18 protein-coding genes are annotated in these 20638 nt (G+C 60.8%); 10 read left to right on the top strand and 8 right to left on the bottom strand.

Translation table 11 applies throughout. The annotated features are described in order from the left end of the window. Positions 1-54: 54 nt before the first annotated feature. The 7 genes from BM70_RS0121020 to BM70_RS0120990 all read right to left on the bottom strand — a co-directional run bounded on the left by BM70_RS0121020 (position 55) and on the right by BM70_RS0120990 (position 7598). Positions 55-849 (bottom strand): SDR family NAD(P)-dependent oxidoreductase, encoded by a 795-nt coding sequence (locus BM70_RS0121020; RefSeq protein WP_025857826.1) that lies wholly within the window; start codon positions 847-849, stop codon positions 55-57. Between the two features lie 318 nt (positions 850-1167). After that, the gene (locus BM70_RS0121015; RefSeq protein ID WP_025857825.1) at positions 1168-2184 is read right to left on the bottom strand and encodes an aldo/keto reductase; all 1017 of its coding nucleotides are present in this window, start codon (positions 2182-2184) and stop codon (positions 1168-1170) included. A 32-nt stretch (positions 2185-2216) separates the two neighbouring features. Further along, positions 2217-3539: an MFS transporter gene (locus BM70_RS0121010; protein WP_025857824.1), complete on the bottom strand. Its 1323-nt coding sequence runs from the start codon at positions 3537-3539 to the stop codon at positions 2217-2219. Positions 3540-3587: 48 nt separating this feature from the next. Next, positions 3588-4445, bottom strand: coding sequence for a sugar phosphate isomerase/epimerase (locus tag BM70_RS0121005; protein ID WP_025857823.1), 858 nt, complete (start codon positions 4443-4445; stop codon positions 3588-3590). A gap of 49 nt (positions 4446-4494) precedes the next feature. Continuing rightward, positions 4495-5667 carry a dihydrodipicolinate synthase family protein gene (locus BM70_RS0121000; protein ID WP_025857822.1) on the bottom strand — a complete coding sequence of 391 codons (1173 nt, stop codon included), beginning with the start codon at positions 5665-5667 and terminating at the stop codon, positions 4495-4497. Positions 5668-5685: 18 nt separating this feature from the next. Beyond that, positions 5686-6456: a 3-ketoacyl-ACP reductase gene (locus tag BM70_RS0120995; protein WP_025857821.1), complete on the bottom strand. Its 771-nt coding sequence runs from the start codon at positions 6454-6456 to the stop codon at positions 5686-5688. Next, positions 6453-7598: an acyl-CoA dehydrogenase family protein gene (locus BM70_RS0120990; protein ID WP_025857820.1), complete on the bottom strand. Its 1146-nt coding sequence runs from the start codon at positions 7596-7598 to the stop codon at positions 6453-6455. Before BM70_RS0120990 ends, BM70_RS0120995 begins: the two co-directional genes overlap by 4 nt. A gap of 177 nt (positions 7599-7775) precedes the next feature. Here BM70_RS0120990 and BM70_RS0120985 point away from each other — a divergent pair, with 177 nt between their 5' ends. After that, on the top strand, positions 7776-9287 hold the full coding sequence (locus tag BM70_RS0120985; RefSeq protein ID WP_025857819.1) for an acyl CoA:acetate/3-ketoacid CoA transferase: 1512 nt from the start codon (positions 7776-7778) through the stop codon (positions 9285-9287). A gap of 47 nt (positions 9288-9334) precedes the next feature. On the opposite strand, the gene BM70_RS0120980 is transcribed toward BM70_RS0120985, so the two are convergent. Continuing rightward, positions 9335-9991, bottom strand: coding sequence for a TetR/AcrR family transcriptional regulator (locus BM70_RS0120980; RefSeq protein WP_025857818.1), 657 nt, complete (start codon positions 9989-9991; stop codon positions 9335-9337). A gap of 215 nt (positions 9992-10206) precedes the next feature. Between BM70_RS0120980 and BM70_RS0120975 the strand changes: the two genes are divergently transcribed. The 9 genes from BM70_RS0120975 (at position 10207) to BM70_RS0120935 (ending at position 20637) form a co-directional block, all read left to right on the top strand. Beyond that, entirely contained in the window at positions 10207-11709 is a 1503-nt protein-coding gene (locus tag BM70_RS0120975; protein WP_025857817.1) for an aldehyde dehydrogenase family protein, read from the top strand. A gap of 52 nt (positions 11710-11761) precedes the next feature. After that, positions 11762-13417 (top strand): GMC family oxidoreductase, encoded by a 1656-nt coding sequence (locus BM70_RS0120970; protein ID WP_025857816.1) that lies wholly within the window; start codon positions 11762-11764, stop codon positions 13415-13417. Positions 13418-13597: 180 nt separating this feature from the next. Further along, positions 13598-14701, top strand: coding sequence for a sugar ABC transporter substrate-binding protein (locus tag BM70_RS0120965; RefSeq protein ID WP_025857815.1), 1104 nt, complete (start codon positions 13598-13600; stop codon positions 14699-14701). 74 nt (positions 14702-14775) lie between these two features. After that, the gene (locus BM70_RS0120960) at positions 14776-15720 is read left to right on the top strand and encodes an ABC transporter permease (RefSeq protein ID WP_025857814.1); all 945 of its coding nucleotides are present in this window, start codon (positions 14776-14778) and stop codon (positions 15718-15720) included. Positions 15721-15729: 9 nt separating this feature from the next. Then, a complete protein-coding gene (locus BM70_RS0120955) occupies positions 15730-17235 on the top strand; it encodes a sugar ABC transporter ATP-binding protein (RefSeq protein WP_025857812.1) in 1506 nt (501 codons plus the stop codon). 8 nt (positions 17236-17243) lie between these two features. Continuing rightward, the gene (locus BM70_RS0120950) at positions 17244-18191 is read left to right on the top strand and encodes an ABC transporter permease (protein WP_025857811.1); all 948 of its coding nucleotides are present in this window, start codon (positions 17244-17246) and stop codon (positions 18189-18191) included. A gap of 21 nt (positions 18192-18212) precedes the next feature. Beyond that, entirely contained in the window at positions 18213-18962 is a 750-nt protein-coding gene (locus tag BM70_RS0120945; RefSeq protein ID WP_025857810.1) for an electron transfer flavoprotein subunit beta/FixA family protein, read from the top strand. A 2-nt stretch (positions 18963-18964) separates the two neighbouring features. After that, positions 18965-19894 (top strand): electron transfer flavoprotein subunit alpha/FixB family protein, encoded by a 930-nt coding sequence (locus BM70_RS0120940; RefSeq protein ID WP_025857809.1) that lies wholly within the window; start codon positions 18965-18967, stop codon positions 19892-19894. Positions 19895-19917: 23 nt separating this feature from the next. Continuing rightward, positions 19918-20637: an IclR family transcriptional regulator gene (locus tag BM70_RS0120935; protein WP_025857808.1), complete on the top strand. Its 720-nt coding sequence runs from the start codon at positions 19918-19920 to the stop codon at positions 20635-20637. Position 20638: the final 1 nt, after the last annotated feature.

Here is a 20638-nt window from a genome sequence, read left to right as displayed (position 1 = left end):
CAGGTTGGTTTGCACAAGGGCAACGAAGCCGAGGTTTGATATCCGGCGTTCTACTCAGAGAATCGAGCGAAAGGTGCCACCCTCAACACGCACAGCGGCACCGTTCGATGCGGCACCCAGAGGGCTGGCCAGGAGGGCAACCATCGCCGCAACTTCTTCGGCCTCGATCATCCGGGCGATCAGTGAGCTGGGTCGGTAGGTGTTGAAGAAGTGCGCTTCTATTTCGGTATCAGTCATCCCTGCCCGCGGAGCGGTCTGCCTGAGGTAATTGACGATGCCCTCCGAGCGAGTAGCGGCTGGCAGCACACTATTGACGGTGACACCGGTGCCCTTGGTCAGCTCGGCCATTCCGCGGGAAACGGCGAGCTGCGCCGACTTGCTGACGCCGTAGTGCACCATGTCCGGCGGGGTGAATGCACCGACCTCGCTGGACATGAATATCACCCGGCCCCAGTTCTTCGCGAGCATCCGAGGGAAATAGTGGCGAGACAGGCGCACCCCCGACATCAGGTTGACATCGATCATGCGAAACCAGTCTTCATCCGTAATGTCAGCGAACGGCTTGGCTTCGTAAAAACCGAGGTTGTTCACGAGAATGTCGGCGTCTGGCTGTGCTTCGATGAGCCTGGCCACACCTTGGGTTTCGCTCACATCGGCAACAATTGTCTTGATGCTGCTGCCGGGTGCTGCAGTCGAGATCTGCGCTGCTGCATCATCGAGCTTGTCAACGCTGCGCCCGGTGATGGTGACGATCACACCTTCGCTGGCCAGCGTTTTCGCAATAGCCAAGCCAATGCCAGCCGTGGCTCCGGTAATGATGGCTGTCTTGCCCGTGAGTTGCAGATTCATGGTGTATCTCCAGCAGTGGGCATGGCGGCGGATTGGTCCGACGTATGCCTGGATTCAGTAAAGTGCTTGAGTCATTCGCCGGGTACATGGACGACATCGAAGTGCTCGTATCCTGTCTGCGCAACCAGCGACAGAAGGATTACCGGGGACTGCGTGCACTCTATTGATGCCTGCAACGGAGATAAACTTCCGATAGCGAACAGTACTTGTTCTTTTGAGAGCAAGGTTGGCGTTTGCTTTTCCCAGGGGCGTGAGGCTTGGTCAATCGAGAAGCGATCAAAGGCATCAAGCGCCGGCTTCCTTGCCGGCGCTGTCCGATCAGACGGGTGTCGGTGCGTCTTCGCGGATTAACGCGGCTTGTTTGAGGCGTATCCAGAATTCACCGGGGATGGGATGGCTGAACCATTCAACGTTTTTGTCGATTTGATCCAGCGTGCGGGTGCCGGCAACAAAAGAGGCGATGGCCGGGTGGGCCACCACAAATTGCATGGCCGCGGCGGGGAGGGGCACTTCAAACTCCCGGCAGATCGTTTCGATTGCTCGAACCTTTTCCAGTATCGCAGCAGGGGCGGGGGCATAGTTGTAGCGGGCGCCCGGTACAGCGCCGGTGGCCAATATGCCGGAGTTGAAACCGCCACCGATTAACACCGAGGCCCCCCGTTCCTCACACAGCGGCAGAAACGCATCCAGGGATTCCTGTTCCAGAAGGGTGTAGCGGCCCGCCATCAGAAAGCAGTCAAAGTCACGCCGTTTCAAGGCTTCGTGGCACACCTGCCATTCATTTACGCCAACCCCGATCGCCTTCACCACGCCCTGATCGCGTAGCGATTCCAGCGCTCGCCAGGCACCATTCATGGCCTGTGCGAACACTTCAGGCTGATCGGCGCCGCGGGTAAACACATCGATATCGTGGATGAAGCAGATGTCGATGCGCTCCAGCGCCAGACGCTGCAGGGAGTCTTCGAACGAGCGCATGGTGCCGTCGTAGCTGTAGTCGAAGATCATCTCGTTGGGGGCGGCATTGTTCCACGGACTGAAATCGATCTGCGCACGAGGCTTGGCTTTCAGCACCCGGCCGACCTTGGACGAAATGACAAATTCGTCGCGCGGTTTCCACCGCAACGAATGCCCGGTCCGCAGTTCCGCCAGCCCATGGCCATACATGGGCGCGGTATCGAACAGGCGCACGCCACCGTCCCAGGCGCGCTGGAACATGGCGTCGGAAGTGGCTTCATCGGTGGGCGCGAACAGGTTGCCGACCGGCGAGGTGCCGAACGCAAGGCTTGAGACTTCCAGGTTGACTCGGCCGAGTTTTCTTTTTGTTGACGGCTGCATGCGTGGTTCTCCAGAGGTATCAGGTTAGGGAATTACCTTGAGGGATTGCGGGTTTGATGCGGGGTGAAACGGGTATCCGCTGATTGCGCGGTGAGAGGGGCCGGAGGGCGTGTGCCATCGATCACACGCATGACTACCCAGGCCAACAGGTAGGCGCTCGCGCACAGGATGAAGAGAATGTTGTAGCCCAGGTTCACCTGTTCCAGAGCCTTGTAGTGGTCAAGTACCAGGCCAATGATCAGTGGAAAGATCATGCCGCCGACCGAACCGGCAGTGCTGCCGATCCCCATGACCGAAGCAACCTGGGAGCGAGGAAAGTTGTCGGCTACCGTCGTGAAAATGTTCGCCGACCAGCCCTGGTGAGCGGCGGCAGCCAGGCTCAGCAGCGCCACCATCGCCCACAAGCTGTCGATGTAGCTGGAGCCCGCCAGCGGAGTAACCAGCACCGCCATGCACAGCATGGCGGTGCGGCGGGCACGCTGTACCGGCCATCCGGCGCCGATCAGGCGCGAGGACAACCAGCCGCCCATCACACTGCCTACCGATGTCGCGCAATAGACGACCATCAATGGCAGTGCCAGGTCAGCCAGGCTGAGTCCGAAACGCGTGGTGAAATAGGAGGGCAGCCAGAACAGCATGAACCACCAGATGGGATCGGTCAGGAACTTGCCGGCGATGAAGGCCCACGTGGTGCGCAACGTCAGCAACGTGCGCCATTTCACGGCGTGCTCGGGCTCCACGTTGGCGTCCTGATTGATGTAGGCCAGTTCCGTGACGGATACGCACGGATGGGCGCCGGGTTTGTCGTAGAACAGTTTCCAGAAGATCAGCCAGACAAAGCCGGTGAGCCCGGTTACCACGAACGCGGCCTGCCATCCGTAGCGGCTCGCTAGCCAGGGCACACAGGCTGGCGCGAGAATGGCACCAATACTGGTTCCGGCCGTGAGGATGCCCACCGCCAGGGCGCGTTCCTTCTTGGGAAACCATTCGGACACAGCCTTGATCGCCGCCGGAAAGTTGCCGGACTCCCCCAGCCCGAGGAGGGCACGCATGATCATGAAGCTGAAGGTTGATTGCGCCGCAGCGTGGCCCACGGCAGCCAGGCTCCAGACCGTCAGGCATAGCCCGTAGCCGAGCTTGGTGCCGAGGCGGTCGATCAGTCGGCCGAACAGCAACAGCCCGGCGGCATAGCAGGCCTGGAAGGCCACGACCAGGTAGCTGTAGTCAGTCTCGCTCCAATGGAACTGCAGTTCGAGCATGGGCTTGAGCAGCCCCAGCACCTGGCGGTCCAGGTAGTTGATGGTGGTGGCGAAAAACAATAGCGCGCAAATCTTCCAGCGATAGGGGTGGGTCATGGTGCGGCCTCGTTTCTTATTGTTTTGGCGGTGCGTGCAAGCAGCAGATCAGCACACGTCCTGCAAACGTTGGGCGCAGGTTTCCAGCACCTGTGCCTCATCGACGGTCCACCAGTGGTCGCGCGAGAATATCTCCACTTCAACATGGCCCCGATAGCCCGCGGCTTCGACGTGGCGCCGCAAACCACGCAGGTCGATCACACCATCGCCCATCATGCCCCGGTCCAGCAGCATGTCCCGGGTGGGCACAAGCCAGTCCGACACGTGCAGACCGAGGAGGCGCTGCTGACGACCGGCACGCTTGATCTGCTGGTGAAGTGTTGGGTCCCACCAGCAATGGTAGGCATCGACGGCGACACCCAGTGACTGGAATCCGTCCGGCTCGATTTGTTCGCACAGGTCCAGCGTCTGTTCCAGCGTGGACAAGCATGAGCGGTCGGCAGCGTACATCGGGTGCAAGGGCTCAAGGGCCAGGGGCACGCCATAACAGCGGGCCTGGTCGCGTAGCATCGAGATGCCTTCGGCCACCTGGGCGCGGGCGCCTGCAATGTCCCTGGAACCCTCTGGCATTCCCCCCACGACCATGACGAAACATTCGGCCTGAAGCTCCGAGGCCTCGGCGATAGCCGCGCAGTTGTCCAGCAGTGCGGACTTGAAGCCCTTGGTATCGCGAGCAGTGAGGTAGGTGGACCGGCAGTAGGCGTTGACCTTCAGGCCGCTGTCGCGCAATTGCCGGCGAACGGCACTCAGGTCCTGGCCTTCCATGTCTCGCCGCCACGGCGCGACGGCACCAAATCCCGCCTTGGCGATAAGGTCCAGGGTTTTCTGGATGGGCAAGCGGTGGCCGAGGGTTGCGGTGTTGATCGAACACAGATCCAGTCGATTGACCAAGGGACGTAGGGGCATCGTTTTCTCCTGGGAAAGATCGCCCGGGCCATGAGGCCCGGGCCCGTGGCTACGGGTTGACGCCGTGCACTTTCAGCCATTGCTGCAGGCGCGAGATGGCCAGTTCCGGATTGCTCAGCAGCCCGGCCTGGTCGGCCAATCGGAACACCTCGCAGAAATAGTGCAGTGGACGCATCGCCTGATGCCCTTCGAGCATGGTGAAGTGATCCTGATGACCATTGAGCCAGGCCAGGAACACGACGCCCGTCTTGTAGTACTGGGTTGGCGCACTGAAGATCAGTCGCGCCAGCGGCAAGGTGGGAGCGAGCAGCGCGTTGTAGCGCGCCCGGTCGCCTTGTTCCAGGGCAGTCAGCGCCTGGGAAGCGGCTGGGGCGATGGCATCGAAAATGCCAAGCAATGCGTGGGAATGGCCCTGTTCATCGCCCTCGATCAGTTCGGGGTAGTTGAAGTCATCGCCGGTGTACATTTTCACCGATGCCGGAAGCCGGCGGCGCAGGGCGATTTCCTTGTCCTTGTCGAGCAACGACAGCTTGATGCCGTCGATCTTGCTTTCGTTTTCGTGAATGATCTCCAGGCAGGTGTCCAGCGCTGCTTCAAACCCGGTGTTGCCCCAGTAACCCTGCAGGGCGGGGTCGAACATGTCACCCAGCCAATGCAGGATGACAGGTGTCTGGGCATCGCCCAGTACATTGCGGTAAACCTGACGATAGTCTTGCGGGCCTTTGGCCACGCGCGCCAGGGCACGGCTGGCCATCAGGATAATGCGCCCGCCCAGTTTGCCGATGGCCTGATGTTGCTGGTCGTAGGCGCGCAGCACGTCGTCCAGCGTGCGGGCGTCGCTGGCGGCCAGGTGATCGGTGCCACAGCCGGAAAAGATCACTGCGCCCTTGATGTCGCGTGTCTCCTCCAGCGTGCGCTGGATCAGTTCCAGTGCCGTTGGCCAGTCCAGGCCCATGCCACGCTGGGCGGTGTCCATGGCCTCGGCGATTCCCAGGCCCTGTTCCAGCAGAAAGCGCCGATAATGGAGCGTACGTTCCCAGTCGATCGGTGCCGCGGCCCCGGAGTGTCGAGGTGCCAGAGGATCGGCCACCACATGGGCTGCGCTGAGCGCGATGCGATGATTGCTGGCGAGCTTTGGAATGATCGGCAGCGCCGTGCCGACCAGCGAGTAGGGCGCAGTCTTGCCCTGGTCGAACGTTGGCAATTGGATAGTCAGTGACATGGCAGGGTCTCCGGCAGGTCAGAATTTTGGAATCAACAGGCCGCCGTCGACGGGCACGGCCTGGCCGACGGTGTAGGGCAGGCCACCACTGGCCATGGTGGTAATCACCGTGGCTACGTCCTCGGGCGTACCCCAGCGCTTGATCGCCGTGAGGCCACGTTCGATCTCTGCGTCGTAGCGTGCTTTCGATGGCGCGGTCATTTCCGTTGCGATCAGTCCCGGCTGTACCTCGTATACGCCGATGCCCTCATCGGCCAGGCGTACCGCGAATAGGCGCGATGCCATGGACAGGCCCGCCTTGGAGATGCCGTATTCGCCGCGCAGCACCGACACCGCATGCACGTTGGAGGAGGTGACGGTGACGATGCAGCGATGCATCCCTGTCGGTTTGTAGGTGAGCAAACGGCGGGCGAATGCCTGGGTCAGGAAGAACGTGCCACGGGTGTTCACCCGCTGGCAGCGGTCGTAGCTTTCCGGGCTGACATCCAGCAGGTCACCGCGGCTGGCGACCGAGACGCCAGCATTGTTGATCAGACAGGACAACGGCCCGATTGCTGCCTGGGCAGCGTCGAGCAGGGCCTCGTGCCGTTCGATCACGGCAATGTCGCCCGCCAGCACGGCGGCGTTGGCCCCCAGCTCGGTCACCGCTTGCAGGGTGGCTTGCAGGGCCTCGTCCACTTGCAGGTCGACCAGGGCCAGGTCAAAACCCGCGCGGGCCAGTCCAACCGCCGAGGCGCGCCCGATGCCACCCCGTGCACCGGTGACCAGTGCAGTCGGGCGGGAACTCATGAGCGGGCTCCCTGGGTCAGCAGTTCACGAGCGATGATGGTGCGCTGGATCTGGTTGGTGCCTTCGTAGATCTGGGTGATCTTGGCGTCCCGGTACAGCCGTTCTACCTCAAAACCGCGAATGAAGCCGCTGCCGCCGAACATCTGCACGGCATTGGCCGTTTGTGCGACCGCCACGTCCGCAGCGAAACATTTGGCCATCGAGCAAGCGATGGTGGCGTTGTCATTGGCGTCCAGGCGCTGTGCAGCATCCTGTACCAGCAACCGCGCTGCACGAATGTCCTTGGCCATGTCGGCGAGCATCCATTGCAAACCTTGGTTGTCGGCGATCGGCTTGCCGAACTGTTTGCGTTGCGGCACGTATTCCAGTGCGGCTTCAAGGCCGGCCTGGGCAATGCCCACCGCCAGTGACGCGATGCCCACGCGGCCTTTGTCCAGCGCGCTCATCATGATGTGGAAACCGCGGCCTTCCTGGCCCAGCAGTGCGTCTTCGGTCAATTCGACATCGTCGAAGTTAAGGCCGCCCACCTGGGAAGCTCGCTGGCCCATCTTGTGTTCTTTAGGGCCTTTGGATACGCCTGGCAAGTGGCAGTCGACGATGAAAATGCTCATGCCGCGCTTGCCTGCCTCAGGGTCGGTGCGTGCCAGCACGAACGCCAGGTCGGCGATCGGTGCGTTGTGAATCCACAACTTGGAACCGTTGAGTGTCCAGCCGTTGGGGGTACGCACGGCCGTGGTGCGGATACCTGACACATCAGAGCCGGCTTCGGCTTCGGTAATGCAATAAGCCGGATGCTTATGTGCGCTGAGCAGTTCGGGCAGGTAGCGCGCCTGTTGGTGTGCAGTGCCGTGGACCGAGAGCAGGGTGCCGATCAATTCCAGCAAGCCGCACTGGTCGGCCACCGAGGCATAGCCGCGCGACAATTCTTCCATCACCAGAGCGTAGGCCAGGGTGTCCAGCCCGGCACCGCCCTGGGTATCGGGCACGGTGATTCCGAACAAGCCCAATTCGCCCATTTGCCGATACAGGGCGGCCGGGAAGCTTTCCTCCTGGTCGAGCTTTTCGGCGAGGGGGCGCACGGTCTGATCGGCGAAGCGGCGGGCGACGTCGCGAATCTGCAGGTGAATCTCAGAAAGTTGCATTGTTTTTTTCCTTTCCGGTGAGCAATGAACGGTGGGTTGTTTTCGATCTCGAGCTGGACTAGAGTGAGATTTATGTAACCAACCGGTTATTTATTTAAGGCGTCCTTCCAGAGCGCGTCAAGCGTTCTGTACACCGGGGATGCAAACAGCGAAACCTTTCACTGGGAGAAAGCAAAAATGAGAAGACGCTGTTGTTCGACCGCAGATGTCGCTGCAGCCATTGCCGATGGCGCCACCGTGGCGATTTGCGGGTCCGGGACGTTGCTGGAACCTGATGCCCTGCTCAGTGCAATCGAGCATTCCTTCCTGACCACCGGCCACCCGCGAGACCTGACCATCGTCCATGCGTTGGGCATTGGAGACGGGCAGGGCAGCGGTCTTGAGCGTCTGGCCCACAAAGGACTGGTGCGCAAGGTGATAGGTGGGCACTGGAGTTGGTCGGCGAAAATGCAGCGCCTGGCCAGGGACAACGAAATTGCGGCCTACACCCTGCCGGCGGGGGTGATCATGACCCTGATGCGCGAAATCGGTGCCGGTCGGCCGGGCCTGATCACCCACATCGGCCTGGGCACCTTTGCCGACCCGGTAGTCAATGGCGGTCGCTGCAACGAGTCTGCAGTCGAGACCATTGTCGAACGAATCGAGATCGATGGCCGGCCGTACCTGCGCTACAAACCGTTCAAGGTTGACGTGGCACTGGTGCGGGGCAGCCTGGCCGACCCCAGCGGTAATATCACCCTGGCCCATGAAGCGGCTGACCTGGACGCCTATGCCCTGGCCCTGGCGGCGCACAACAGTGGTGGCAAGGTTTACGTGCAAGTTCGTGGGGTGAGCGAAACCCCGTTCGTGCCTGCCCGCATGGTGCGCATTCCGGGTGTGCTGGTGGACGCCGTGGTACGTGTGCCGGATCAGCGCCAGTGCCTGGTGGCCGATTACGACCCGCAGATCAGCGGCGAATGCCTGCCCGATTCGCAAGCTGTTGAAGCGCCTCTGGCAGAGGACATCCGCCGCATCATCGCGCAACGGGCCGCGGATGAATTCAAACCCGGCATGTCGCTCAATTTCGGTTTCGGGATCCCCGCGGGTATTCCCTCATTGCTTGCCGAGCGGGGGTTGCAGGACCAGTACTGGGGCACCATCGAGCAGGGCATCCACAATGGTCGAATGATGGACGGAGCCATGTTCGGCGCGGCGCGTTATCCCCAGGCGATCGTCACGTCTCTGGATCAGTTCGACTTCTACAGTGGCGGCGGGGTTGACCTCGCGTTTCTCGGGATGGGCGAAATGGATCAGTTCGGCAACGTCAATGTGTCCAGCCTGGGCGGTCGCCTGGTCGGCCCCGGCGGTTTCGTCGATATCACCCAGGGCGCACGCAAGGTGGTGTTCTGTGGTGCCTTTGAAGCCAAGGGTTTGCAGGTGGCCCGCCATGGCACGGAGCTGGAAATCGCCCAGGTCGGCGAGGTGCCGAAACTGGTGGCGCAGGTCAGTCACATTACGTTCAGTGGGCCCCAGGCCCTGTTGTCCGGAAAGGAGGTGCTGTACGTCACCGAACGGGCGGTGTTCCGTCTGGTGGAGGGTGGCGTGGAATTGATCGAAGTGGCCCAGGGTGTGGATGTTCAGCGCGATGTGCTGGACCGCATGGCATTCATGCCGTTGGTAGGCGAGCCGATGCTCGCTGCGCTGAAATGAACACTCCCTTGCATGGCGTTACCGGCATGAAAGGGAGGTGCATGGCGTCATCGAGGCCTGAGCATTCCCAGAACGGTCTCGACGTTGAAGTCGATTCGCGCCTGGAGGGCTTCGGGCGACATGAGGTCGAAGCCGTAGATGATTTGTCCGGTAAAGCGGTTGTTGAGGTAGTAGTAGTTGATGGCGGCGATGGAAATGATCAACTGCACCGGATCCACGCCGGGGCGGAACACACCGTCGGCGACGCCACGGTCAAGAATGCTCGCGACCATCTGCACCATGGAACCGTGCATGTCGTGCATCTTCTCCCGGGAGTGCTTCAAGTGCGCGGCCTTGTGCAGGTTTTCGCTGTTGACCAGGGTCAGGAAATGCGGGTTTTTCAGGTAGTACTTCCAGGTGAACGTCACCAGTTGAGTGATCGCCGTTTGCGGGTCGAGCTCTTCGAGTTTCAGTTTGCGCTCGGCCATGCGGATGTCGTTGTAGGCGGTCTCCAGCACGGCCTGGAACAACTCTTCCTTGCTGCCGAAATATTCGTAGATCATGCGTTTATTGGATTTGGCCCGTTCGGCAATGCTGTTGATGCGTGCACCGCCAAACCCCAGTTTGGCGAATTCGACCGTGGCGGCCTTGAGGATACGAAGCTTGGTTGCCTCCGAGTCGCGGGTGGCGCGCGGCGCACTTTCTTCCATGGGTTCATTCGTCATTCAGGTGGCTCCGGTAACAGTCTTGTATCAACGAGGCGGGTTTTTCGGCGGCGATGCACGGCGATCTGCGCCTGACCTGCTTCTGGAAATTCATAGCGAAAAGAGCTTAAAGGTCACTGAAAAAGTAAGCAACCAGTTGGTTATATACATTAGACTTTTGGCCGGTAAGCCAGGCCAGGAGTCGATTGGATTCCCGTTCGGAAAAGGACACTATCATGAACAATAATGCCTTGATTCATTCACTGCCTGCTCAGCCTCGCCACTTCGATATGTTCATCGACGGGCAATGGACACAAGGCTCGGCCACACGTTCGGTGACCCGCCGCAGCCCCGCCCACGATGTGCCGGTCAGCGTTTACCCTTCAGGCAGCGCCATTGATGTAGACCAGGCCGTGATCGCCGCGCGCCGGGCCTTCGAGCAGGGCACCTGGGCTCACGGCAGTGGTGAGGCACGTAGTACCGTGCTGCTCAAGACCGCGCAACTGATCCGCCAGCACTGCGAAGAACTGGCCCTGTGCGAAACCCTGGAAACGGGCAAGCCCATCGCCCAGTCCCGTGGTGAAGTACTGGCGGCCGCGGGCATCTGGGAATATGCCGCCGGACAGGCGCGCGCGCTGCACGGCGACGCGTTCAATAACCTGGGCGACGACATGCTGGGCCTGGTGACGCGTGAGCCGGTAGGCGTCGTGGGGTTGATCACACCGTGGAATTTCCCGTTCTTCATTCTTGCCGAACGCCTGCCATTTATCCTGGCGTCGGGATGCACCGTGGTCATCAAGCCAAGCGAGCTCACTTCCGGCACTACACTGATCCTGGCGGGCCTGTTGCAACAGGCGGGGCTGCCCGATGGCGTGGTGAACGTGCTGACCGGGCCGGGCTCGGTGGTTGGCCAGGCCATTTCCGAACACGCCGACATCGACATGGTGTCGTTCACCGGCTCGACCGAGGTCGGCAGGCTGACGCTGGCTGCCGCTGCCGGCAACATGAAGAAAACCGGCCTGGAGCTGGGCGGCAAGAATCCGCAGGTGGTGTTCGCCGATGCGGATCTGGATGTGGCTGCGGACGCCATCGTCTTCGGCATCTGCTTCAACGCCGGCCAATGCTGTGTCAGTGGCAGCCGTCTACTGGTGCACCGCTCTGTGGAGCAGAGCCTCACGGCGAAGATTCTCGATCTGCTGGGCAAGGTTCGCATCGGTGATCCGCTGGATGAGGCGACCCAGGTCGGGTCGATCACTGAACAGCGCCAGTTGGAGCGAATTCTCGGCTATGTCAGTCAGGGCCGCCGCGAAGGTGCACAGTTGCTGACTGGCGGGTATCGAATCGAATCGCCCCAGGGCATGTACCTGCAACCGGCGGTTTTTTCCCAGGTAACGCCGCAGATGACGTTGGCGCGCGAAGAGATCTTTGGCCCTGTACTGACCATTACCGCCTTCGACGACTTTGACCAGGCGATGCAGATCGCCAACGACACACCCTTCGGCCTGGCGGCCAGTGTCTGGAGTCGTGACCTGAACACTTCATTGAAAGCCATGCGCCAGATAAAGGCGGGAAGGGTATGGGTCAATACCACCATCGCAGGTGGCCCGGAACTGCCTTCCGGCGGCTTCAAACAATCGGGCATCGGCCGCGAGACCGGGCGCTACGGCGTCGAGGAGTACACCGAGGTCAAGTCCGTGCATGTGCAACTGGGAGAGCGTGCCCGCTGGGTGCAGGGCTGAGCCGGACCGGGCCGCATCGACCCGAGGACAACAATAAAAATGAGGTATCACTATGTATGATTTCGTCATCATTGGCGGCGGTTCTGCCGGTTGTGTACTGGCGGCGCGCCTGAGCGAGGCGGACAACGTCAAGGTGCTGCTGCTCGAAGCGGGGCCGGCGGACACCAACCCGTACATTCACATGCCGGTGGGTTTCTTCAAAATGACCGGAGGGCCCCTGACCTGGGGCTTCAACACCGTTGACCAGGCCACGATGAAAAACCGCTCCATTGTGTATCCGCAAGGACGCGTCCTGGGGGGCAGTGGGTCGATCAACGCCATGGTCTATACCCGCGGCAATGCGCGCGACTACGACGATTGGGAGCGCGAGGAAGGCTGCCAGGGCTGGTCTTATCGGGACGTGCTGCCGTACTTCCGGCGTGCCGAGGACAACGAGCGCTTTTCCAACGAGTACCACGGTACCCAGGGACCGCTGGGCGTGTCCGATCCCATCAGCCTCAACGAAGTGAGCAAGGCGTTCATTCGTTCGGCGCAGGAAGCCGGAATCCCCCATAACCCGGACTTCAACGGGGCAAAACAGGAAGGCTGTGGTGCCTATCAAACGACCCTGCGCAATGGCCGACGTTGCAGTACGGCTCAAGGTTACCTGAACAAAGCAGTGCGCAAGCGGCCGAACCTGACGATACAGACCGAATGCCTGGTCACTCGGGTGCGTATCGAAAATGGCCGCGCCACGGGCGTGGAGTACGTTCAGGGCCGTGATTCACGGGAGGTTCGCTTTGCCCAGGCGTCTCGCGAAGTGGTCGTCGCGGCGGGTGCCATCGGTTCGCCGAAGATTCTGATGTTGTCCGGCGTTGGCCCGGCGCAGGAGCTGTCGCGGCACGGCATTACCGTGCACAAGGACCTCCCGGGCGTGGGGCAGAATCTGCAGGACCATTTCGATATCGATATCGTCTGCGAACTGAAGGAACCCAAGAGCCTGGACAAGTACGCGAAACCCCACATGACCGTATGGGCAGGCCTCGAGTACCTGTTGTTCAACAAGGGCCCGGTCACCTCCAACATCGCCGAGGCCGGCGCGTTCTGGTACGGCGATTCCCGCTCCCAGATCCCGGACTTGCAGTTCCATTTCCTGCCGGGCGCCGGGGTCGAGGCGGGGATCCCCCCGGTGCCTTCGGGGTCGGGGTGCACGTTGAACTCTTATTTCCTGCGCCCACGCAGCCGTGGCCAGGTCAGGCTCAACAGTGCCGACCCGTTGCAGGCGCCGTCGATCGACCCCGCCTACATCAGCGACCCGTATGACCTTCACGTGTCGGTCGAAGGCATCAAACTCAGCCGGGAAATCCTTTCCCAACCCTCCCTGGCGCGGTATATCAAGGCCGAGCATTTTCCCGGCAGCCGCATCAAGACCCAGGCGGACTATGAAGACTACGCCCGGGAAAGCGGCCGCACCGGCTACCACCCGGTGGGGACCTGCAAGATGGGCATCGACGAGCAATCGGTGGTCGATCCACAACTGCGGGTCTATGGCATCCAGGGGCTACGCGTCATCGATTCCTCGGTGATGCCTCGACTCAACAGTGCCAACACCAATGCGCCTTCAATCATGATCGCCGAGAAGGGCGCTGATCTGCTGCTGGGGCGTCAGTTGCCGCCTTCCGAGGTGCGCTCGGCCGTCGATCAAGGCGTACGGGATCGCGCCCACTGAAGCCTTGCCGACCGTCTCGTGTGCGCGCAGCGCCATCGAGACGGCGCTTTATCAATCCCTTCCAAGCTAAACATCAACGCGAGTGATTGCATCTTGGCTGGTATGGATTTATAAATAACCGGTTGGTTACATAAAACTATAAAAATACTGATTGTCCGGTGCCCGGCACCTGGAGGGAACATGAACAAGAATGACAAAGACCCGACCAATGAATTTGAATTCAGCCGCCGCAAACTGCTGATCGGCGCAGCCAGCCTGGCAGGTGCGGGCGCTGTTGCCAGCCTGTTCCCGCGGGTGCTCTGGGCCCAGGGGCAGGTGACGTTTTCCAACTCCTTCCGTTCCATGACCAACCCTTATCACGCCCTGTTCAACCGAGGTGGCGAAGCCTTTGCAAAGAGTCAGCAGGTTGCCTACTCGCCGCTGGTCAGCGAAGGCAATTCACAAAAAGGCATCGCCGATATCCGCGCGCTGATCTCCAAGACTGACGGCAACCTGGTGCTGACCGTCGACCCCAATGACTCGGCAGACACCCGCGCGATCATTGAAGAATGCGTGAAGGCCGGCGTCTACGTGACCACCATCTGGAACAAGCCTGACGACATGCACCCCTGGGACTTCAATCCCTATTGGGTGTCGCACCTGTCCGAGGATGGCGAGGCTGTGGGCGAGCAGATCGCCACGCAACTGTTCGAGGCCATGGGCGGCAAGGGCGGCGTCGTTGCCTTGGGGGGAATCCTCAGCAACGTGCCAGCGATCAACCGTCGCAAAGGGCTGGACGCGGCGCTGAAAAAATACCCCGACATCAAGCTGCTGGACTTCCAGCCAGCCGACTGGAGTGCCAACAAGGCCTTCGCCATCGTTCAGTCGTGGCTGACACGATTCGGCAGCGACCTGAAGGGTATCTGGTCGTGCAACGACGACATGGGCATGGGCGCCCTGGAAGCGCTGCGCGGTGAAGGCCTGGCCGGCAGTATCCCGATTGTCGGCATGGACGGTACCGAGCAAGCGGTGCAGGCGATCCGCTCGGGCGAGTACATCGCCACCAGCACCATTGATCCCTACTGGGTTGGCAGCATGGGGCTGGCGTTGGGCTATGCGGCCAAGACGGGCAAACTGGACCCGGCCAAGGAGCCTCGCGAACATCGCGAGTTCTACATCCGGCCGCAATTGGTTAACCGGGACAACGTCGAGGCGTTCTTCAGCGCGAACTTCAAGACACCGCCAAGCCTTGATGTCACGGACTACTGGTCTCGCGTGGCCGGGCCTATCCGCTACGACTCGTAGCCGCTCGCCGTTGCCGGTTTACTGGCGCAATGGCGCGCCGGTCCTGTCATTTCCTGTCTTCTGGAGTTTTCGTCATGGCCCGTCTGAGACGGTTTTCCTCGCTGATTGTATTGCTGCTCATCGGCTTGCTGGTGGGGTCGATCAACCACCACTTCTTTGATCCCATGAACCTGACGCGCATCGCCACGGCGTCGACGATTCCCTTGCTCATGGCACTGGGCGGCATGTTTGTGATTCAGATGGGCAGTATCGACCTGTCGGTCGAGGGCGTGGTGGCCATTGCCGCTGTGTGCTTTTCGCTGCTGATCTCCAACACCCTGAACGATCACGCCATCGGGCTCTGGGCGTTACCGGTGGCTGTCGTGGTCGGTTCGCTGATGGGGCTGCTCAACGGGCTGCTCCAGGTCAGGCTGCGCATTCCGTCATTCATCGGCACGCTGGGCCTGGGCTTTGTCGGTATCGGCCTGGCCACTGCGCTGTTGCAGGGCAATACCGTGCGCGTGGTCGACATGGATGTGCGCGCCGTGGCGTTGCATCGCCTGTTGGGGCTGCCCCTGTCGGTCTGGATCGTCGGCATCGCGCTGATCATTGCCCATGTGGTGTCGCGTCATACCGTGTTGGGGCGCCATGCCCTGGCCATAGGCGGTGCCGAAGATCTGGCGCGCCTCAACGGCGTGCAGGTGGGGCGTATTCGAGTGGCCGTATTCGCATTGGCCGGTGGTTTTTATGGTCTGGCAGCGATCCTGGCGGTGGCTCAGTTCGGACAGGGCCATGCGCTGATTGCTCAAGGGCAATTGTTCACCGCGATCACTGCGATTGTCGTCGGCGGTTGCTCGTTGGCCGGCGGCAACGGCAGCCCCTTCGGTACGTTGCTGGGGGTGCTGATTGTGGTGGTACTGAGCAATGGCATGGTGTTGATGGGGATCCCTCCCTATGTCCAGCAGGGCGTACAGGGCGTGTTGATTATTGTGGCCGTGGCCATGGCGCTGGACCGTGCGAAAGCACGTGTCGTGAAGTGAGGACGCATCATGCTCGCACTCAAGAATGTCAGTAAACGCTTCAACGGCATCACGGTACTGAAGAACATTTCCATCGAGGTCATGGAAAACGAAGTGGTCGGTTTGATCGGTGAGAACGGTGCCGGAAAATCCACCCTGATGAAGATTCTCACGGGGGTCTATCAGCCCGATGAGGGCCATCTTGAGCTCGATGGCCAGCCGGTGACCCTCGACGGACCGCGCGGCGCCACCGCCAAGGGCATTGCCATGGTCTATCAGGAACAGTCGATCCTCACCAACCTGTCGGTCGCGGAGAACCTGTTCCTGGGCCGCGAAGCCGAGTTCACCCGTCTGGGTTTCATCAACTGGAAAAAGCTTTATGCGGCGGCGCGGTTCCAGCTGGCCAAGGTCAACCTGGATATCGACCCCGGCACCTTGTGCAGCGAACTGAGTTTCGGCCAGCGGCAGATGGTGGAACTGGCCAAGTCTCTGGCGCTGGAAGAAATGACCGATGGGCAGTTGGTGATTCTGCTGGACGAGCCGACCTCTGCGCTCGAGCAGAAAGAAATCGACACGCTGTTCCGCCTGGTGCGTCAGCTCAAAAGCCGCGCGTCGTTCATTTTCGTCTCGCACCGGCTCGACGAGCTGCTTGAACTCAGTGACCGGGTGTATGTGCTGAAGGACGGCGAAGTGGTGTCGCAGATGCCGGCTGCCGACGCCACCAAAGACCACCTGCACACCCTGATGGTCGGTCGCTCGCTGCACACCGAGTACTACCGCGAAACCCTGCAGCAAGCCTGCAACGAAGACGATGTGGTGTTAAAGGTCGAGGGCCTGACACTCAAAGGTGTTTTCGATGCGCTCGATTTCGAGTTGCGGCGCGGTGAAGTGCTGGGCATTGCCGGTGTGATCGGCTCCGGGCGTGAGGAACTCTGCCGGGTGCTGGCAGGATTGATGAGTAAAAGCAGTGGCGCGATAACGGTACACGGCAAAGTGCTTCGCGATCACGGCGCTGCGGCCTCGATCAGGGCCGGCATCGGCTATGTCCCGCGCGAGCGTAAGGTCGAGGGCATCGTTTCCATGCTCAGCGTGGCCCAGAACATGACCTTGGCACGCATCGGCCAGGTGACATCCTTCGGACTGCTGGAAACGGGCAAAGAGCGGGCAATCGCTGAAGACTGGATATCCCGCCTTCACATCAAGACACCCGGGCCTGACGCATTGTTGCTGAACCTGAGTGGGGGTAACCAGCAGAAGGTGGTATTGGCCAAGTGGCGCAACGCGCAGTCATCGATCCTGATTCTCGACCATCCCACCCGTGGCCTGGATGTGGGGGCCAAGGAGGATGTCTATGAACTCGTCAGAGAGATTACAGCCCAGGGCGTATCGGTGATCCTCACCGCCGATACGCTTGAGGAAATGATCGGGCTCAGCCACAGGATTCTGGTGATGCGCGATGGCGAGTTTGCCCAGTCCTTCGATTGCCCACCAGGTTGCAAACCGCAACAGGTGGACCTCATCAAACACATGGTTTGAGGTTTCCAATGCCTATTTCCCTGATTGATTTTCGCAGCCAGGCGCCATTGCTGGCACTGCTGTTACTGATGGCGCTGATTACCGGCTACGACCCTGGCTTCATTCAGCCCAACGCAGTGCTGGGGCTGGCGGCCGATACCGCGGCCCTGTTCATCATGGCCACGGGCATTACGTTTGTGGTGCTTATTGGGGGTATCGACCTGTCGTCCCAGGCGGTGGCCTCGATGGCCAGTGTCATCGTGGCGTTGCTGCTGCCTGATTTCGGCACCTGGTCGGTGCCTGTCGCCATTGCCGCCGGGGCGGCGGCCGGTGCAATCAGCGGCGTGCTGCATACGCGTCTGCGACTGCCCTCGTTCATCGTCACCCTGGCGGTGGGTGGTGTGGTTGCAAGCTTGAACATGCTGTGGTCGGGCAACCGTACGCTCAATATTGAAGGGGCTGATCGCGCGTCTTCCTTCGGCTGGGTGATTGGGCAGAGTGCGGGCATTCCCAATGAGGTCTGGGTCGCCATAGCGGTGATGATTGTGTGTGTGGTGATCCATCGTAAAACCGCCTTCGGCCGCTTCACCAACGCAATCGGTAGCGGTGAGCCAGCCGCATGGGCCTCCGGGATCAATGTGCTGCGGGTGAAAATCATCAGCTTTGCGTTGTCCGGCGGCTTGGCGGCACTTTCCGGGGTGATGATGGCCGGTCGTTTGTCGAGTGGTTCGCCAACGCTGGCCAATGAATTCCTGCTGCCGGCCATCGCTGCGGTTTTGGTGGGGGGGACTGCGCTGACCGGTGGTGTCGGCGGTATATGGCGCACGCTGATCGGGGCGTTGCTGGTTTCTGTCGTACGCATCGGCATGACGTTTGTGGGGGTCAGTGTATTCGCGCAGCAGATTGTCTTTGGCGTGATCCTGATCATCGCGGTGGCGTTCACCATTGATCGGTCGAAACTGCCTGTCGTCAAATAAAAAAGAGGGTATGCATTCCATATGAAAGTGCTTGTAGCGGTGAAACGGGTGGTCGATTACAACGTCAAGGTTCGCGTCAAGGCGGACAATTCCGGCGTCGACCTCGCTAACGTCAAGATGTCGATGAACCCTTTCTGCGAAATCGCCGTGGAAGAAGCCGTACGCCTGAAAGAGAAAGGCGTGGCGACTGAAATCGTCGTGGTTTCCATCGGCCCTGCCACTGCTCAAGAGCAGCTGCGTACTGCCCTGGCACTGGGCGCCGACCGCGCTATCCTGGTCGAGTCCGCTGAAGAGCTGACCTCCCTGGCCGTTGCCAAGCTGCTCAAAGCCGTTGTCGACAAGGAACAGCCTCAGCTGGTGATCCTCGGCAAACAGGCGATCGACAGCGACAACAACCAGACTGGCCAGATGCTGGCTGCGCTGACCGGTTACGGCCAGGGCACCTTCGCTTCCAAAGTCGAAGTGAGCGGCGACAGCGTAGCTGTGACTCGTGAAATCGACGGCGGCGCGCAGACCGTTTCCCTGAAACTGCCGGCCATCGTCACCACCGACCTGCGTTTGAACGAGCCGCGCTACGCGTCCCTGCCAAACATCATGAAAGCCAAGAAGAAGCCGCTTGAGTCGGTCACTCCTGAAGCTTTGGGCGTTTCCACCGCCTCCACCAACAAGACCGTCAAGGTTGAAGCACCGGCTGCACGCAGCGCGGGCATCAAGGTCAAGTCGGTGGCTGAACTGGTCGAGAAACTGAAAAACGAAGCGAAGGTGATCTGATCATGACTATCCTCGTAATCGCCGAACACGATAACAAGGTGCTGGCCCCGGCCACCCTGAACACTGTGGCTGCCGCTGCGAAAATCGGTGGTGATATCCACGTATTGGTTGCAGGCCAAGGCGCTGGCGCCGTGGCTGAAGCCGCTGCGAAAATCGCGGGCGTGAGCAAAGTACTGCTGGCTGACAACGCCGCTTACGCTCACCAGTTGCCAGAAAACGTTGCCCCGCTGGTCGCAGAGCTGGGCGCTGGCTACAGCCACATCCTGGCTGCCGCCACCTCCAACGGCAAAAACATCCTGCCACGCGTTGCCGCGCAGCTGGACGTTGACCAGATCTCCGAGATCATCTCGGTGGAAAGCGCCGACACCTTCAAGCGCCCGATCTACGCCGGTAACGCCATCGCGACCGTACAGTCCAACGCTTCGGTCAAAGTCATCACCGTGCGTGCTACCGGTTTCGACCCGGTTGCCGCCGAAGGTGGTTCGGCTGCCGTTGAAGCCGTTGCGGCTGCCCACGACGCGGGTACTTCCAGCTTTGTTGGCGAAGAGCTGGCCAAGTCGGATCGTCCTGAGCTGACCGCTGCCAAGATCGTCGTTTCCGGCGGGCGTGGCATGCAGAACGGTGACAACTTCAAGCACCTGTACGCCCTGGCCGACAAGCTGGGCGCTGCGGTCGGCGCCTCCCGCGCGGCCGTTGACGCAGGTTTCGTACCCAACGACATGCAGGTCGGCCAGACCGGCAAGATCGTTGCGCCACAGCTGTACATCGCCGTCGGTATCTCCGGCGCGATCCAGCACTTGGCCGGTATGAAAGACTCCAAAGTGATCGTTGCGATCAACAAGGACGAAGAAGCCCCGATCTTCCAGGTGGCTGATTACGGCCTGGTGGCGGACTTGTTCGAAGCCGTACCACTGTTGCAGGCTGCCCTGTAACGGTATCCGAGAGCCTAATCTGCATGGTCAATGAGAACAAACGGATTCAGTCGGTGGAGCGGGCGATGGCGATTCTGGAGACCATTGCTGCCGCCGGTGGAGAGGCACGGCTGGTGGACCTGGCCGAAACCATGGGCCTGCACAAGAGCACCATGCATGGGCTGCTCAATACCCTGGCGGCGCTTGGGTATGTATCACGTCAGGGGACGGGTTATGCGCTGGGCCTGCGCCTGCGCGAGATCGCGCAGCCGCTCAATGATGCCGATGCGCTGCTCAAGGAGGCGTTCGCGCCGGCATTGTCGGCCCTCGTACAACTGACCGGTGAAACCTGCTACCTGGCCGTGCCCTGCGGAACCCGAAAATACGTGTACATCGATGTACTGGAGCGCGGTGAAGGGGCGCTTGCCAACACGTCGCGTGGCAAGCGGGAAGGCTTGACCACCTCGGCCATCGGCAAGGTTTTCCTGGCGCTGGACAAGGATCTGTCACGCAGTCTGCGCAAGGCCGGTTTGCTCACGCCTGACCTCGAGCATGATCTGAACCTGATCGTAGAGCAGGGTTACGCACTTGATCTGGAGCAGGCTGAGCCGGGGCTCAACTGCATGGCACTGCCCCTGAGAAAACAGGGGCGCCTGGTGGCGTCATTATCGGTTGCCGGTCCGGTGTCGCGCCTGCCTCAAGCGACGCTGGTGGCTATCGCCGGCAAAGTCATGCGCGACATGTACGACATGATCAAACTTTGAT

It is taken from the genome of Pseudomonas sp. CHM02 (assembly GCF_000612585.1).
Classification (GTDB): domain Bacteria; phylum Pseudomonadota; class Gammaproteobacteria; order Pseudomonadales; family Pseudomonadaceae; genus Aquipseudomonas.
The sequence above is the reverse complement of the archived record's forward strand: the minus strand, read 5'-3'. Positions and strand labels throughout refer to the sequence as shown.